This is a genomic window from Caballeronia sp. LZ034LL (assembly GCF_031451215.1).
Taxonomy (GTDB): Bacteria; Pseudomonadota; Gammaproteobacteria; order Burkholderiales; family Burkholderiaceae; genus Caballeronia.
Genome location: NZ_JARUXR010000004.1, coordinates 292,816 through 308,990 on the forward strand (window position 1 = coordinate 292,816; position 16,175 = coordinate 308,990).

Annotated in this window: 17 protein-coding genes; 12 read left to right on the top strand and 5 right to left on the bottom strand. The window is 66.0% G+C overall.

Annotated features, from left to right (window positions below):
- Positions 1 to 7: 7 nt before the first annotated feature.
- Positions 8 to 745 carry a Pr6Pr family membrane protein gene (locus QCE83_RS28735; RefSeq protein WP_404986144.1) on the bottom strand — a complete coding sequence of 246 codons (738 nt, stop codon included), beginning with the start codon at positions 743 to 745 and terminating at the stop codon, positions 8 to 10.
- Positions 746 to 795: 50 nt separating this feature from the next.
- The gene (locus QCE83_RS28740) at positions 796 to 2,193 is read right to left on the bottom strand and encodes a dihydrolipoyl dehydrogenase (RefSeq protein WP_309819286.1); all 1,398 of its coding nucleotides are present in this window, start codon (positions 2,191 to 2,193) and stop codon (positions 796 to 798) included.
- Between the two features lie 234 nt (positions 2,194 to 2,427).
- Between QCE83_RS28740 and phnC the strand changes: the two genes are divergently transcribed.
- From phnC to QCE83_RS28760, 4 genes are all read left to right on the top strand, one after another.
- Entirely contained in the window at positions 2,428 to 3,300 is an 873-nt protein-coding gene (gene phnC, locus QCE83_RS28745) for a phosphonate ABC transporter ATP-binding protein (protein WP_309819288.1), read from the top strand.
- A 31-nt stretch (positions 3,301 to 3,331) separates the two neighbouring features.
- Positions 3,332 to 4,300 carry a phosphonate ABC transporter substrate-binding protein gene (phnD, locus tag QCE83_RS28750; RefSeq protein WP_309819290.1) on the top strand — a complete coding sequence of 323 codons (969 nt, stop codon included), beginning with the start codon at positions 3,332 to 3,334 and terminating at the stop codon, positions 4,298 to 4,300.
- Positions 4,301 to 5,119 carry a phosphonate ABC transporter, permease protein PhnE gene (gene phnE, locus QCE83_RS28755; RefSeq protein ID WP_404985792.1) on the top strand — a complete coding sequence of 273 codons (819 nt, stop codon included), beginning with the start codon at positions 4,301 to 4,303 and terminating at the stop codon, positions 5,117 to 5,119.
- Positions 5,120 to 5,253: 134 nt separating this feature from the next.
- Positions 5,254 to 6,405 (top strand): Fic family protein, encoded by a 1,152-nt coding sequence (locus tag QCE83_RS28760; protein WP_309819293.1) that lies wholly within the window; start codon positions 5,254 to 5,256, stop codon positions 6,403 to 6,405.
- Positions 6,406 to 6,411: 6 nt separating this feature from the next.
- On the opposite strand, the gene phnN is transcribed toward QCE83_RS28760, so the two are convergent.
- The 3 genes from phnN to phnF are packed head-to-tail and all read right to left on the bottom strand — an operon-like array spanning position 6,412 to position 8,437.
- Complete coding sequence (gene phnN, locus QCE83_RS28765) at positions 6,412 to 6,972, bottom strand: phosphonate metabolism protein/1,5-bisphosphokinase (PRPP-forming) PhnN (protein WP_309819295.1); 561 nt, start codon at positions 6,970 to 6,972, stop codon at positions 6,412 to 6,414.
- The gene (locus QCE83_RS28770) at positions 6,969 to 7,673 is read right to left on the bottom strand and encodes a DUF1045 domain-containing protein (RefSeq protein ID WP_309819296.1); all 705 of its coding nucleotides are present in this window, start codon (positions 7,671 to 7,673) and stop codon (positions 6,969 to 6,971) included. Before QCE83_RS28770 ends, phnN begins: the two co-directional genes overlap by 4 nt.
- Positions 7,670 to 8,437 (bottom strand): phosphonate metabolism transcriptional regulator PhnF, encoded by a 768-nt coding sequence (gene phnF, locus QCE83_RS28775; RefSeq protein WP_309819297.1) that lies wholly within the window; start codon positions 8,435 to 8,437, stop codon positions 7,670 to 7,672. The genes QCE83_RS28770 and phnF overlap by 4 nt, the downstream gene beginning before the upstream one ends.
- 161 nt (positions 8,438 to 8,598) lie before the next feature.
- Here phnF and phnG point away from each other — a divergent pair, with 161 nt between their 5' ends.
- The 8 genes from phnG (at position 8,599) to QCE83_RS28815 (ending at position 15,937) form a co-directional block, all read left to right on the top strand.
- Positions 8,599 to 9,081 carry a phosphonate C-P lyase system protein PhnG gene (gene phnG, locus QCE83_RS28780; protein WP_309819298.1) on the top strand — a complete coding sequence of 161 codons (483 nt, stop codon included), beginning with the start codon at positions 8,599 to 8,601 and terminating at the stop codon, positions 9,079 to 9,081.
- Entirely contained in the window at positions 9,078 to 9,701 is a 624-nt protein-coding gene (gene phnH, locus QCE83_RS28785; protein WP_309819299.1) for a phosphonate C-P lyase system protein PhnH, read from the top strand. Before phnG ends, phnH begins: the two co-directional genes overlap by 4 nt.
- Entirely contained in the window at positions 9,701 to 10,801 is a 1,101-nt protein-coding gene (locus QCE83_RS28790) for a carbon-phosphorus lyase complex subunit PhnI (RefSeq protein ID WP_309819300.1), read from the top strand. Before phnH ends, QCE83_RS28790 begins: the two co-directional genes overlap by 1 nt.
- A complete protein-coding gene (locus tag QCE83_RS28795; RefSeq protein WP_309819301.1) occupies positions 10,798 to 11,661 on the top strand; it encodes an alpha-D-ribose 1-methylphosphonate 5-phosphate C-P-lyase PhnJ in 864 nt (287 codons plus the stop codon). Before QCE83_RS28790 ends, QCE83_RS28795 begins: the two co-directional genes overlap by 4 nt.
- Positions 11,658 to 12,428 (top strand): phosphonate C-P lyase system protein PhnK, encoded by a 771-nt coding sequence (phnK, locus tag QCE83_RS28800; RefSeq protein WP_309819302.1) that lies wholly within the window; start codon positions 11,658 to 11,660, stop codon positions 12,426 to 12,428. The genes QCE83_RS28795 and phnK overlap by 4 nt, the downstream gene beginning before the upstream one ends.
- A 10-nt stretch (positions 12,429 to 12,438) precedes the next feature.
- The gene (gene phnL, locus QCE83_RS28805) at positions 12,439 to 13,206 is read left to right on the top strand and encodes a phosphonate C-P lyase system protein PhnL (protein ID WP_309819303.1); all 768 of its coding nucleotides are present in this window, start codon (positions 12,439 to 12,441) and stop codon (positions 13,204 to 13,206) included.
- Entirely contained in the window at positions 13,200 to 14,333 is a 1,134-nt protein-coding gene (locus tag QCE83_RS28810) for an alpha-D-ribose 1-methylphosphonate 5-triphosphate diphosphatase (protein ID WP_309819305.1), read from the top strand. The genes phnL and QCE83_RS28810 overlap by 7 nt, the downstream gene beginning before the upstream one ends.
- A 239-nt stretch (positions 14,334 to 14,572) precedes the next feature.
- Positions 14,573 to 15,937 carry an MFS transporter gene (locus QCE83_RS28815; protein ID WP_309819306.1) on the top strand — a complete coding sequence of 455 codons (1,365 nt, stop codon included), beginning with the start codon at positions 14,573 to 14,575 and terminating at the stop codon, positions 15,935 to 15,937.
- Positions 15,938 to 16,175: the final 238 nt, after the last annotated feature.

The following is a 16,175-nucleotide window of genomic DNA, read 5'->3' on the forward strand; positions in this document are numbered from 1 at the left end:
GCCTAAGCTAATCGATGCGGCCGGAGGACGAATCGCCCGATTCGTCCTCCGGGTCCGCGACGCTCAGATCCTCGCGACGATGATTGATCGCCAGGAACACGCCCATCAGAACGAGAAAGGCAGCGACCAGCATCGTCGCGTTGACGAGCACGCGTTCGTAGCCCAGTTCCGAGACGTTGATGAACGGGTACGGATAGAAGTCGGAGAGACTGCCGCGCCACAGCGTGATGACGAGATAGCTGAGCGGATAGACGAGCCACAGCAAACAACGCCTGAGCGACAGGTGAAAGCGCGGCACGAACAGGAACCAGTACAACGCGGCGAGCGCGGGCACCACGGTATGCAGCGACTCGTTGACGAGCGCGCGATAACCCGACGGCGTCCACAGATAGCGCAGCAGCGCGTTATACGCGATCCCCACGAAGACGATGTATACGACGACCGCTGTCACGACAGTTGGCCGTCGAAAGAAGCGCGCGACCGGAAAACGCGCGCGCGTGGCGACGCAGGTGAAGCAGAACGCCGTCAGCAGCACGGTCAGGTTCGTCAGATAGCTGCTCATGCGCGCGACGCCATCCAGGACGGAGAAGCCGCGCCCGGCGAACCGCGCGATGGTGATGTCCGTCTGTGCTGCGAAGGCGAGCCACGCGATCATCGCGATGGTCGCGGCCACCGCGAGCGAGGCCGTGCTGGGCGTGTGGAGCGGCAGATCGGGCTGGCGGGACTGAGGGGTGTCGGGAGGCATCGGCATGAAGTCATTCTACGTGCGTGCCGATGCCCTCGCAGCCGCGACCCTCACGCCAGCTTGAGCGCGGCGTCGCGCAGCGCGGTGCGCAGACCTTCCTCGACCACCGGATGGTAGAACGGCATGCGCAGCATGTCGTCGACGGTGAGCTTCATCTGCAGCGCCCACGCCAGCAGATGCGCGATATGCTCCGCATCCGGCCCGATCCATTCCGCGCCGATGAACCGGCCGGTCGCACGCTCGGCATAGAGATGCATGAGCCCGCAATTCCTCAGCATGACGCGGCTGCGACCCTGATCCTCGAAGCTCACTTCGCCGGTCACGAACGATCCGGGCGCAAGGTCGGCATGACGTGCCCCGACCATCGCGATGCCCGGGTCGGTGAAGGCGATCGCCAGCGGCGCGCGCCGTTCGAGCGGCTCGGCCTGCTCGCCCCGTGCGACACGCGCGGCGTTGGCACCCGCGGCGCGGCCTTCGTCGGCGGCTTCGTGCAGCAAGGGCAGCACGCCGTTGGCATCGCCGGCGACGAACACCGGATGCGTACCGGCCTGCAAGGTCCGCGCATCGTAGACGGGCATGCCCTCGGCATCGAGTTCCAGCGATGTATCGCGAAGTCCGAGTCCGCCGATGTTCGGCTTGCGGCCCGCCGCCACCAGCACGTATTCGAACGTGTCTTCGCGCACTTCGCCCGTGTCCGCAACGTAGCGCAGCCGCACTTCATCGCCTTCGCGCACGGCTGCCTGCACATTCGCGCGCGGCTCGAAGCGGAAGGCCTCGCTGAAGGTCCGTTCTGCATAGGCGCGGATGGCGGGATCGGTCAGCGGACCCACACGTCCGCGCGCGCCGAGCACCGTCACCCGCACGCCGAGCCGTGCCAACGCTTGCCCGAGTTCCAGCCCGATGACGCCCGCGCCGACCACGGCAACGCGCTTCGGCAGGTCGTCCCAGGAGAACACGTCGTCGTTGATGACGGCACGGTCGCCGAGCGCGCGAACCATCGCCGGCATGACCGGGCTCGATCCCGTCGCGATCACGACAGCCTTCGCGTGAACCTTCGTATGCTCGCCGACCATCAGCCAGCGGTCGTCGATGAAGCGCGCGTAGCCGGTCAGCTTGTCTGCGGCGGGCAGGGCATTGACACCCTCGACAACGAAGCCGACGAAGCGATCCCGTTCACACTTCACGCGCGCCATCACCGCATGGCCATCGATGCGCACCGCGCCGTCCACATGCACGCCGAACGCGTCGCCGTGACGCGCATGATGCGCGGCATCCGCGGCTGCGATCAGCAGCTTCGACGGCATACAGCCGACGCGCGCACAGGTCGTCCCGTGCGCGCCGCCTTCGATGAGAAGCGCCGTTGCACCCGCCGCCTTCGCCGCGCGGTACGCGGAAAGTCCCGCGCTGCCCGCGCCGATGATGGCGACATCCGTATGGATTGTGTTCATGATGGTGTCCCGAGTAATGTGTCCTGCATCTGTGGGGTCCATCATGGCGCGCACGCGCTGAAAGGTGAATGCTCGTTCGGATCGCATATCTACTCGATCGTCTCAAGACGATGTCCGTCCAAGTGATGTATTCATCTAGACGTCTCATGCGCGTCACCGGGACGTCACATCGGCTTCCTAGAATCTCCCGAACGTTTCAGCGCGCCCGTCCGGCGCACGCCATCGAGGGAAACTATGGACGCAATTCGCATCGAGCGTCTCACCAAGACGTTCAGGAGTGGCCGCAAGGCGCTGGATTCCGTGGATCTGCGCGTGCAGGAGGGCGAGATGGTCGCGCTGATCGGCGCGTCGGGATCGGGAAAATCCACGTTGCTGCGGCATATCGCCGGCTTCACGGCATCCGACCCCGCGCCGTCGCACGTCACCTTGCTCGGCCGGCCGATCCAGCAGAACGGCAAGATCGTGCGCGAAGTGCGTTCGATTCGCCGCGACGTCGCTTTCGTATTCCAGCAGTTCAATCTGGTCGGACGTCTCACGGTGCTGACCAACGTGCTGATCGGCGCGCTGTCCCGCGTGTCGCTGTGGCGCCGTCTGACGGGCCGCTTTCCGCGCGGCGAGCGCAGCTTTGCACTGGAATCGCTGACCGCGATGGGCATCGGCGAGCACGCGCTGGAACGCGCCAGCAATCTCTCCGGCGGCCAGCAGCAGCGTGCCGCGCTGGCCCGCGCGCTGGTGCAGCGTGCGCGCATCGTGCTCGCGGACGAGCCGATCGCGTCGCTCGATCCCGAATCGGCGCGCCGCGTCATGGACCTGATGCAGTCGCTCAATCGCGAGCATGGCCTGACGGTCGTGGTGTCGCTGCATCAGATCGATGTCGCGATGAAGTACTGTCCGCGCACCATCGCGTTGCGCGACGGCCGCGTCGTGTTCGACGGCGCCTCCGAGCGCCTGACGCCGCCGGTGCTGCGCGAGCTGTACGGCGCGTCGGCGGATGAACTGCTGACGACGCAGCGCGCCGCGCAGGATCGCACGGACACACAGCCGTCGGAAGCCACCGATCAACGCGCGCATGCCTCGCCGGTGTTCGCATCGGCGGCCGGCTCCTGAATTTCGAACCAACCCCTCTCTGGATCGCACCATGAAAGCAGCCCGTTTCATCCTGGCTGGCGCCGCGCTTGCCTGTCTCCTGACGCAGCCCGTTCTGGCCGATACGATCAACTTCGGCATCATCTCGACGGACTCTTCCGCCGCGCTCAAGCAACGCTGGCAGCCGCTCATCGACGATCTCAACAAGCAGACCGGCCTCGACGTGAAGGCCTACTTCGCGACCGACTACGCCGGCATCATCGAAGCCATGCGCTTCAACAAGGTGCAGATCGGCTTCTTCGGCAATGCTTCGGCGATCGAGGCCGTGGACCGTTCGAACGGCGAGGTCTTCGCGAAGGTGAAGTACAAGAACGGCGAGGCAGGCTACTACTCGCTGCTCATCACGAACACCAACAGCAAGTGGAAGTCGCTCGACCAGGTGCTGAAGAACACGAAGGACATCAACCTCGGTTTCGGCGATCCGAACTCGACGTCGGGCACACTGGTGCCGTCGTACTATCTGTTCGCGAAGAACGGCATCAACGCGAAGACGGCCTTCAAGAGCGTGCTGCCGTCGAGCCATGAAGCGAACATGCTCGCGGTGGTCAACGACAAGGTGGACGTCGCGACCAACAACACCGACATGCTCGATACCATCAAGACCCAGCATCCCGAGCTGTATCCGAAGGTGCGGGTGCTGTGGAAGTCGCCGCTGATTCCGTCGGACCCGCTGGTGTGGCGCCGTGACCTTCCGCAAGCCACGAAGGACAAGCTGCGCACCTTCTTCGATCACTACGCGCAGAAGGATCCGCACGAGCAGCAGGTGATCAACGCAATCTCCGGCTATTCGGGCTTCGCGGATTCCTCGGACGCGCAGCTCGTGCCGATTCGCCAGATGGCGCTGTTCCAGAAGCAGCAGCAGATCCAGAACAATGCCAATCTCGACGACGCCGACAAGAAGGCCCAGGTCGCCGCGCTCGACCAGAAGATCGCCGCGCTCGACAACCCGGCGGCGAAGTAAATGAAGCCGCTCGACGTCACCACGTTCGAGGCCGGCATCGCGCGTCCCGCGCATGCGGCGGCCGGAAAGCGCAGCTGGATGTCGATGTTCGGCTGGATCGCCGTCGTGGCCGTGCTCGGCCTGTCCTGGCATAGCGCGGACATGCGTCCGCTGGATCTGCTCGGTGCATCGGGCAACATGAGCCAGTTCGCGCGCGACTTCTTCCCGCCCGACTTCACCGAATGGCGCACGTATGTGCAGGAGATGATCGTGACGCTCGCGGTCGCGGTGTGGGGCACGGCGCTCGCGCTGGTCTGCGCCGTGCCGTGCGGGCTGCTGTCGGCGCAGAACATTGCACCCGTCTGGATCTCGCAACCCGTGCGCCGCCTGATGGACGCGTGCCGCGCGATCAACGAGATGGTCTTCGCGATGCTGTTCATCGTCGCCGTGGGGCTCGGGCCGTTCGCGGGCGTGCTCGCGCTGTGGGTGCACACGACGGGTGTGCTCGCCAAGCTGTTTGCGGAAGCGGTCGAAGCCGTCGATGCACGCCCCGCCGAAGGCGTGCGCGCCACCGGTGCGAGCAGTCTCGATGAAATCATCTACGGCGTGCTGCCGCAGGTCCTGCCGTTGTGGATCTCGTTCGCGCTGTATCGCTTCGAGTCGAACGTGCGCTCGGCGATGGTCGTCGGCATGGTCGGCGCAGGCGGGATCGGCGTCGTGCTGTACGAGGCGATCCGCTCGTTCAACTATGCGCAGACGGCGGCGGTGATGCTGATCGTGATCGTCATCGTGTCGCTGATCGATCTCGTGTCAGGCTGGGTGCGGGAGCGGGTGATCTGAGGCGTTTTTGCTGGACGCTTAATCGACTCATGATTTGAGTCGATTAAGCGTCCAATCGCCTCATGGGCTATACTGATTCGACTCAAAATGCGAGTCGAATAGTGAGCTAATCGCCTCAAGGCCCATCCAGCGCCATGTCATCGCCTCCATCGCTCATCTGGCAAGCCCCCACGTGGCCCGGCATGCATTACGACGCCGTTCGCGTTGGCGGCGAGCTGGCTCGCGCGCACCGGATTCAGGGGATCGTTGAAGGCAAGCTGGCGGGTCTGCGCTTCGACCAGCGCCTCGAACTCGCCGCCGAGGCCTGGAGCCAGGATGCTGTCGCGACGGCAGCGATCGAGGGCGAGCGCATCGATCTCGCCGCCGTGCGCTCGTCCGTGGCACGGCGACTGGGCGTCGGCAATCAGGATGGTCCCAACGCGCCTCGGAACGTCGAAGGCCTGCTCGACATCATGGATGATGCCGTGCTGCAAAGAAACGCTCCGCTTACGCATGACCGTTTATGTGCGTGGCAGGCGGCTCTTTTCCCGACCGGTTACTCGGGCATGGTCAAGATTCTGGTTGGGGCATACCGCGAGCATGCCGAGCCGATGCAGATCGTCAGCGGGCAAGTCGGGCGCGAACGGGTCCATTACGAAGCACCCTCATCGGCCCGCGTCCCGGCGGAAATGCAAATGTTCCTGGAGTGGTTCAACGCAAAGACCGAGCACGACACGCTGGTCAAGGCTGCGCTCGCTCACCTGTGGTTCGAAACGATCCATCCCTTCGAGGATGGGAACGGTCGCATTGGTCGAGTGCTCATCGACCTGGTGCTGGCGCGCGACAGCGGCGAGGTCAGCCGCCTGATCCGGACCTCGCAGCGCTTGCTCGACAAGCGACGCGACTACTACGAGCAACTCGAACGCGCCCAGCACGGCGATCTCGATGTCACCGAATGGGTCCTGTGGTTCGTGGAACAAGTGCGGGTGTCCTGCGAGGAAGCGTCCAGTGCCGTGGACGCCGCGCTCCAGAAAGCCATTTTCTGGATGAATCATCAGGACAAGGCACTCACGCCCCGGCAGCGCAAAGTCGTCAACCTGCTGTTCGACGCCGGTCCCGAGGGTTTCGAGGGAGGCATGAGCACCAGGAAGTACGAGAGCATCGGCGGCACCTCGCGGGCGACGGCCTCGCGTGAACTCATCGAACTCGAGGACATGGCGCTACTGCGCAGGGTGGGCGCAGGTCGTTCGACGCGCTATTACCTGAACATTCCAGGGTGGGGTCCGGAAGACACGGCCGTCGCATAGACGCCCTCAAACGTGACTGCCAAACGTCAGCACGTCGAGAAACTGCGTGCCGGCATCCGCGAGCATGCCTGAGTTGTCGATATGCACGAGGTTCGCCTGCGGCGGCAACGCGAACGCAGGACGCCGCGCAAGACGCGCCTCGATCTGCCGTGCATCTTCACGGCCGCGCCGCGCGAGGCGGGCGGCCAGCACGGCGGGCGTTGCATCGATATGCACGAACTGCGCGTGCGGATAGCGGTCAAGGGCGAGCCCGGCGTGCTGACGCGAACCGTTCACCACTACCGGCATGCCGCGCGCGAGCCATGCATCGAGTTCGATGCCGATGCCGTAGCGCAGCCCGAGGCTCTCCCAATGCATCGCGAACAGGCCATACGAAAGCCGCGAGGCGAATTCATCGTGCGTGAGCGCGATGTGATTCTCGCCGTCCGCGACGGCGCGCGTGATGTAGCGATGCGCGAACATCACCCGCGTCCCGACGCGTTCGCGCGCAAACCCGAGCAGCGAGTCCTTGCCCGCACCCGACGGTCCCATCACATAGATCAGTTTCGTGCTGTCCACTCCGCTCATGCTCCATCCTGTACGTTGTTGAACGGCAGGCGCTGCCACAGCATGAAGGGCGCGCCCGGCTCCGGTTCGACGAAGAGCGCCGCGCCGTGGACCGGCAACGCGCCCAGCATATCGACGCGCCGCGTCCAGTCCGACACGACCGCGTCACGCTGGCCGGCATCGTCGAGTGAATCGGAGAGTGTCATGTGAAAGCGATATTCGTCGAACACGTACGGGTAGCCCCATTCACGCAGCAGTTCGATCTGCCGGGCGCTCATGCCTTCCGTGATGCGCCGCTCGATGCTCTCGTGCGAAGGCCGCTTGCGCAGCGGCGCCAGCGCGATGAGCGCGTCGCCGGCGAGTGCGCGCAGCGTGGCGTCGTCCTGCGCGGCAGCGGGACGCAATGCGGCGAAGCGGCCGAGCGCCTCCGCCCGCATCGCGATCTCGAAGCGCGGCACCGTGCCGGCCCAGGCCCGCGCCGACGCGAGCACATCCGCGAGTTCGACGCCGGGCGCCATGTGAAAGGGCGCGACGAGCGTGGCGTGCCAGCCGTAGCGGCGCGGCGCTTGCGTGACGTCGTGCGCGGGAGTCGTGCTCTCGCGGCCGCTTTCGGGATCGCGACCGAGCCATTCGCAGCCTTCGCGCCACCATGCGGACGAGGCGGGCGGCGCGTAATACAGCGCCACGCGGGGGTGGCGGGCATGCACCTGCGCGACGATCATGAGCCGTGCTCGACCATCAGTTGCACACGGTCCGCTGCGAAGTGCGTGAAGCCGTACTTGATCGGCACGCCTTCCTCGTCGACATCGACGTTCTCGACCCACAGCACCGGCTGCTGGCGGTTGATCTGCAAACGCCGCGCCACTTCCGACGAAGGCAGCACGCTGCCGATACGGCTCCACTTGCGCATGTAATCCTTCACGCCGAACTGTTCGAGCGCGGCGCTCACGCCGCCCGCGGCATCGATGGCGTCCGGCAAGCCGTTGAAGCGCGCCGCCGGATACCAGTTGCGCGCGTAGGTCATCGGGATGCCGTCGGAATCGTGGCGCGTTTCGATCTGATAGACCAGCGTGCCGGCGCGCACGCAGAGCGCCTTGGCGACGGTCGGATCCGCCTTCACGCGGTCTGAAGTGAGCACGACGCCGGCAGAGGTGTGCTTCTGGCTGCGCAGGTTTTCGGTGAAGCGCGTGCGCCGGCCAATCTGGTAGTCGATGGCGCCCGGTTGCACGAAGGTGCCGCGCCCCTGTTCGACGCTGACCAGACCAGTGGCCGCCAGCCTCAGCATGGCGCGGCGCACGGTATGACGATTCACGTCGAAACGCCGGGCGAGTTCGGCTTCGCTCGGCAGGCGGCCTTCCTCGCCGAAACTCTTGGCCGCGATCTCCGCGGCGAGGATCTGCTCGATCTGCCGCCACACCGAGACCCCCGCGCCGCGTTCGACCGCATGCCCGGGAGCGTTGCTGTCGTGGATTGCGTTCGATGTCATGTCGCTGTCATTCCGGTACGTTTGAATATCGTTCTCTGGATTGTAGTGCGCAACTCGTGATGGAAATGTGAAACCCCCTCCACACGACCAAACGTCTAGACGACTAGATCAGACAACGAGTAGCATGCGACGGCCGAATCCTTCCTGACATGAGGAACGCAATGAGTACTTCAATGGAGCCGCACGACGCCGGCAACCGCCGCGCCTGGATGGCGGTGCTGGCGCGCACGCCGCGCGATGCGCTGAAACAGGCGCTGGATGCGGCGCTCGACGGTGCGCCGCTGCCCGACTATGAATGGCTGCGCGCGCCGGACATCGGCCTGGCGATGGTGCGCGGGCGCATCGGCGGCACGGGCGACGCCTTCAATCTCGGCGAAGCCACCGTGACGCGCGCCACGCTGCGCCTGTGCACCGCAGACGGCCATGCGCCGGTGGGCGTCGCAGTCCACATGGGCCGCGACAAGGAGCGGGCGACCCTCGCCGCGCTCGCCGATGCGCTGTTGCAGACACCGGCCCACGGGGCGCGCCTGCAGACGCGTTTGATCGAGCCACTGGCCGCGCGTATCGCCGACGAACGGCGTCGCAAGGAAGCGGAAGCGGCGGCGACCAAGGTCGAATTCTTCACGATGGTGAGAGGCGAATGATGCAGATCGACATGACCACGCTCGTGCCCGGCTTCAACGATCCCGTACACGATGCGCAACGCGTGTTCCGCGCGTTGCTGGATGCACTGTCGCGTCCCGGCAGTGTGCTCGCGATCGATGCCGCGCTGCCCGACAATCACGCGATGCGCGACGCGCTTGCCGGACGCGTGCCGCTCGCGGCGTTCGCCGCGTTGCTGGCGCTGGCGGATTATTCGACGCCGGTGTTCGTCGAGCGCGAAGATTCCGTGCTCGGCGACGCGCTGCGCTTCCATGCGAGCGCGCCGCTCACACGCGACCGTCGCGCCGCCGCGTTCGCCTATATCGACGACGCGCGCAACATGCCTTCCCTCGATGCGTTCTCGCACGGCGACCCCGAGACGCCCGAAACGTCGGCGACGCTGTTCATCCGCGTGCCGTCGCTGACGGAAGGCGAGCCGCTCGTATGGAGCGGTCCGGGCATCGCGCAGACGCGTACGGTCGGCATCGCGGGTCTGCCGCCCGGGTTCTGGCGCGAACGTGCGGCGCTCGCCGCACTGTTTCCCTGCGGCATCGACTGCTGTTTTGTCGCGGGAGGCTCGCTGATCGGCCTACCGCGCACGACTCACGTGGAGGTGAACTGATGTACGTCGCGGTCAAGGGTGGCGAACGCGCCATCGAACGTTCATGGGACGTACTCGCGAAGCAGCGCCGCGGCGATCTCGCCGTGCCCGAGTTGTCCGTCGCGCAGATACGCGAGCAGATGCGGCTGGCCGTGGCGCGCGTGATGACCGAAGGCTCGGTCTACGACGAAGACCTCGCGGCGCTCGCCATCAAGCAGGCCGCCGGCGATCTGGTCGAGGCCATCTTCCTGCTGCGTGCCTATCGCACGACGCTGCCGCGCTTCGGCTACACGCTGCCGGTGAATACTGAGGCGATGTGCGTCGAGCGCCGCATCTCGGCGGCGTTCAAGGATATTCCGGGCGGCCAGATGCTGGGCGGCACCTACGATTACACGCAGCGTCTGCTCGACTTCACCTTGCTCGCCGAAGGCGAACCAATTAGCGATGCAACTATTCCGGCGAAGGCGGCGTCCGCGGACGCGATGCCGCGCGTGCTGTCGATGCTCGACAAGGAAGGGCTGATCGAGCAGGAACGCGTGCGGGAAAACGCACCGGAACCGGGCGACTTGTCGCGCGAGCCGCTGTCGTTTCCCGCCGATCGCCCGACGCGCCTGCAGAATCTCGCCCGCGGCGACGAAGGCTTCCTGCTGGCGGTCGGCTATGCGACCCAGCGCGGCTACGCGCACAGCCATCCGTTTGCCGGCGAGATCCGCCATGGCGAAGTCGCGGTGGAAATGCAGATCGACGAACTGGGCTTCGCGGTGGAGATCGGCGACATCGACATCACCGAGTGCCAGATGATCAACCAGTTCGCGGGCAGTGGCGAAGTGCCGCCGGCCTTCACGCAAGGCTATGGACTCGCGTTCGGCCACTCGGAGCGCAAGGCGATGGCCATGGCGCTGGTGGACCGCGCCCTGCGCGCGCAGGAGCTGGGGGAAACGGTCGGCTCGCCGACCCAGGATCCCGAGTTCGTGCTGTATCACAGCGACAACGTCGAGGCGTCCGGCTTCGTGCAGCATCTGAAGCTGCCCCATTACGTCGACTTCCAGTCCGAGCTCGAACTGCTGCGCCGCCTGCGCGCGGCACACGGCAAGGACGACCATCAGGAGCATGCGGCATGAACGCGCTGACCGAAGGCTATAACTTCGCCTATCTCGACGAGCAGACCAAGCGCATGATCCGCCGCGCGCTGCTCAAGGCCGTGGCGGTGCCGGGCTACCAGGTGCCGTTCGCGTCGCGCGAGATGCCGCTGCCGTACGGCTGGGGCACGGGCGGACTGCAGGTGACCTCGGCGATCATCGGCGCGCGCGATACGCTCAAGGTGATCGACCAGGGTTCCGACGAAACCACCAACGCCGTGAACATCCGCCGATTCTTCGCGCGCACGGCCGGCGTGGCGACCACGACGCGCACCGCCGACGCCAGCATCGTGCAGACGCGTCACCGCATTCCCGAGACGCCGCTGACGGAGCAGCAGATCCTCGTCTATCAGGTGCCGATGCCCGAGCCGCTGTACCGGCTGGAGCCGCGTGTGACCGAGTGCAGGAAGCTGCACGCGCTCGCGGACTACGGCCTCATCAACGTGAAATACTACGAGGACATCGTGCAGCATGGCAGCATCGCGACGACCTACGACTATCCGGTGATGGTGAACGACCGCTATCTCACGTCGCCCTCGCCGATCCCGAAGTTCGACAACCCGAAGATGCACATGAACCCCGCGCTGCAACTGTTCGGCGCGGGCCGCGAGCGGCGCATCTACGCCATTCCGCCTTATACGAAGGTGAAGAGCCTCGACTTCGAAGACCATCCGTTCAGCGTGCAGAAGTGGGAGCATGCCTGCGCATTGTGCGGTTCGCGCGAAAGCTTCCTCGACGAGATGATCGTCGACGATCAGGGCGCGCGCATGTTCGTCTGTTCCGACAGTGACTTCTGCCACAGCCGGCGCGACGCGTCGGACAACGAGGAGGCGGCACAGTGAACGCATTGCTGAAAGCCACGCGCCTCACAAAGCGCTATGACGGACGCGGCGGCTGCGTCGACGTCGATCTCGAAGTCCGTGCGGGCGAAGTGCTGTGCATCGTCGGCGAGTCGGGCTCGGGCAAGTCCACCTTGCTGAACGCGCTCGCGTTGCGCAGCGGCATCGACGGCGGCGCGCTCGCCTACACCACGCGCGAAGGCGAAACGCTCGACCTGCTGACGCTCGCCGAACCGCGCCGCCGCCTGCTGTCGCGCACCGAATGGGGCTTCGTGCACCAGAACGCACGCGACGGACTGCGCCGCAACGTGTCGGCGGGGGCGAATATCGGCGAGCCGCTGATGGCCATCGGCGCACGGCATTACGGGCGCCTGCGCGAGACCTCGGCGGACTGGATGCAGCGCGTCGAACTCGATGCCGCGCGCATCGACGAACTGCCCTCGGCGTTTTCCGGCGGGATGCAGCAACGCCTGCAGATCGCGCGTAATCTGGTGACGGGCCCGCGTCTCGTGTTCATGGACGAACCCACCGCCGGCCTCGACGTCTCCGTGCAGGCGCGCCTGCTCGACCTGCTGCGCACGCTCACCAGCAAGCTGCATCTGGCAGCGGTGATCGTCACGCATGATATCGGCGTGGCACGGCTGCTCGCGCATCGCCTGATGGTGATGAAGGACGGGCGCGTGGTGGAGAGCGGCCTGACCGACCAGGTGCTCGACGATCCGCAACATCCCTATACGCAGACGCTCGTTGCGTCCGTGCTGCCCGTTTGAGGTACGACAGATGACCACGAATGACTTCGTCACTCACGACCGGCTGATGCTCCGGGCACGCGGCATCGAGAAGACTTTCACGCTGCATCAACAGGGCGGCGCGCGCATCGCCGCGCTGGCGGGCGTGTCGCTGGATGTGGCGCGCGGCGAGTGCGTCGTGCTCGCGGGTGCTTCCGGCGCGGGCAAGAGCACCTTCCTGCGCTGCATGTATGGCAACTATCTCGCGACGCGCGGCACCATCGCCATTCGCGACGACAGCCAGCCCGCGCGTCACGTCATGCTCACGAGCGCCGAGCCGCACGAGATCCTGCGTCTGCGCAACACCACCATGGGGTATGTGAGCCAGTTCCTGCGCGCAATCCCGCGTGTCAGCGCGCTCGATCTCGTCGCGGAGCCGCTGGTGTCGCGCGGCATCGAGGAAGAAGCGGCGCGGGTGCGTGCGCGCGGCCTGCTCGAACGGCTCAACGTGCCGCGCCGGCTGTGGAACCTCGCGCCCGCGACGTTTTCGGGCGGCGAGCAGCAGCGCGTGAACATCGCGCGCGGCTTGATCGCGGCGCATCCGCTGCTGTTGCTCGACGAACCCACCGCGTCGCTCGATGCCGAAAACCGCGACGTGGTCGCGGACCTGATCGTCGAGGCGCGCGAGCAGGGCGCCGCGATCGTCGGCATCTTTCATGACGAGGACACGCGTGCGCGCGTCGCGACCCGCATCGTGCGGCTCGAAAGCGCGGCCGCCGCATCCGTTCAAACCGATTCCGGAGTGTTGCAGACATGCTGATCAAGAATGCGCGCATCGTGACGCGCGACGAGGACTTCACGGGCACCGTGCGGATCGAGGACGGGCTGATCGCGGAGATCGCGCCGGGCAACACGGCCGCGCGCGACGCCGAGGACTGGGACGGCGACTATCTGCTGCCGGGTTTCGTCGAACTGCACACGGACAACATCGAGAAGCATCTCGCGCCGCGTCCGGGCGTGCTGTGGAATCCCGAAGCCGCGATCATCGTGCATGACGCGCAAGTGGCCTCGGCGGGCATCACCACCGTGTTCGACGCGCTGGGCGTCGGCTCGCGTCCGGAAGACGGCGTGCGCGGCCGCGAATTGCAGGTGCAGTGCGCGCAGTCGATCGGCAAGTTCGTCGAGCGCGGCGTGCTGCGCGCCGATCACTTCCTGCATCTGCGCTGCGAAGTGGGCACGACGGATGTGGTTGAGGTATTCGATTCGCTGAGCGCGCATCCGCTCTTCCGGCTCGCCTCGGTCATGGATCACACGCCCGGGCAGCGGCAATGGCAGGACCACGAGAAGTGGCGCAAGTATCAGGAGCGCCACGGCAAGTGGAGCGACGAGCACGCGAACAAGATCCTCGCCGAGCTGGCCGAGCATCAGGCGCGCTATGCGGCGAAGCATCGCGGGGAAATTGTCGAGCGCTGCAAGACGCTCGGCATCTCGCTCGCGAGCCATGATGACACGCTCGTGGAGCATGTCGAGGAAGCCGCTCGCGACGGCATCGCGCTCGCTGAATTCCCGACCACGCTGGACGCCGCGCGCGCGGCCCGCGAGCACGGCATCGCGACGATCATGGGCGCGCCGAACGTGGTGCGCGGCGGCTCGCATTCGGGCAATGTCTCCGCGCTCGATCTGGCGCGCGAGGGGCTGCTGGACATTTTGTCGTCGGACTATGTGCCGTCGAGCCTGCTGATCGCCGTGTTCGATCTGGTCGCGAAGGCGGGCTGGTCGCTGCCGCGCGCGGTCGCGACAGTCTCATGGACGCCCGCGCATGCCGCGGGTCTCACGGACCGCGGCGCCATCGCCCTCGGGGCGCGCGCCGATTTCGTGCGCGTGGCCTCGGTGGACAGCGTGCAGGTGCCGCGTGAAACGTGGCGCGCCGGTCGACGCGTGGCCTGAGCCCGGCGCTTCGTTCCCGGCAGGCCCGACAGCCTCACGTCAGCACGCCGTCATACGCGGGTAAGCCCGCGTTGACGGCGTGCGCGCTTCTTCAGTACCCTCGCTGGCGAGTTCGCTGTGAGAATCGGTGTTCGCGTAACGAACATTTCGTATGTCTCTCACAGCAAAGACGCAATCGGTGCCGGGCCATGAGTCGCAAGTCGTGAGTTGCCCGCGCCCAACCTGACAAAGGGAATGAAGTGAGCAGAAGCCCTGCCGTGAACGTCCAGACGTTCATCAACGACCATCCGTTCTCGCCGTTTCAGTGGCTCATCTTCGGGATGTGCTTCGTGATCGTGCTGCTGGACGGTTTCGACACCGCGGCGATCGGTTTCATTGCGCCTTCGCTGGTGGCCGAATGGCATATCAGCCGTCCGGCGCTGGCGCCGGTCCTGAGCGCGGCGCTGTTCGGCCTCGCGGCGGGCGCGCTCCTGTCGGGGCCGCTCTCCGACAAGCTGGGCCGTCGCGCGATGCTGCTCTCGTCCGTGCTGATCTTCGGCGTCGCGTGCCTGGCTTCGTCGTTCGCGGCGGACCTGACGCAACTCACGGCCTTGCGTTTCGTCACCGGCCTGGGCCTCGGTGCGGCGATGCCGAACGCCGTCACGATGATGAGCGAGTTCTGCCCCGACAACCGTCGCGCCACGCTGATCAACCTGATGTTCTGCGGCTTTCCGCTGGGTGCGGCGTTCGGCGGCTTTCTCGCGGCCTGGATGATTCCGCACTTCGGCTGGCGCAGCGTGCTGCTGCTCGGCGGCATCGCGCCGCTGGCGCTCTCGGTGCTGCTGATCGCGACGCTGCCGGAGTCGGTGCGCTACATGGTGGCGAAGGCGCGGCCCGTCGAAAAGATTCGCGCCACGCTCGCACGCATTTCGGCGGACGCCATGCAAGCCGGTTCGTTCTTCATGACCGAGAAGGCGCCCGCCGCCGCCGGACAAAGCGGCATGAGCGTGGTGCTGTCGCGCTCGTACATCGTCGGCTCGGTGATGCTGTGGGTCACGTATTTCATGGGCCTCGTGATCTTCTACGCGTCCATCAACTGGATGCCGATCCTGCTCAAGGAATCGGGCCTCGCGCCGCAAACCGCGACGCTGATCTCCGCGCTGTTCCCGCTCGGCGGCGTCGGCGCGGTGCTGTGCGGCGTGCTGATGGACAAGTTCAACGCGAATCGCATCATCGCCGTGTGTTACGTGCTGACGGCCGTGAGCGTGTATCTGATCGGTCAGGCAGTGGGCAACGTGGGACTGCTCGTGCTGGTCGTGTTCGTTGCGGGCGTGCTGATGAACACCGCGCAATCGTCGATGCCCGCGCTTGCCGCCGCCTTCTATCCCACTCAGGGACGCGGCACCGGCGTCGCATGGATGCTGGGCATCGGGCGCTTTGGCGGCATCGCGGGGTCATTCCTCGTCGCCGAGCTGACGCGCCTGCATTTCAGCTTCGGCGGCATTTTCGCGACCATCGCCGTGGCGGGACTGATCTCCGCTGTCGCGCTGTTCATCAAGCAGGCCGCGCATCCGCAGACGGCCATGGCGAATGAACTGGACGCCACGGAGCCCGCCGGACATTGACCGGATGGGGGTTGTGCATGAGAGAACGCCCCGCGTGATGCGAGTCACGCGGGGCGTTGTGTTTTGGGCAGCGCGCGTTGCAATCCGCCTTCTGTGTGCCGCTGCCGTGTGCGAAACGTCAGACCGTGGCATAGCGTGTGCTGGCTCCTGAGATGCGACCGGCCGTCGCGTGCAGCGTTCCGACGGCCAGCAGGCATGACACGCCGCAAGAATCGCATTCCGACAATCGTCATCAGGA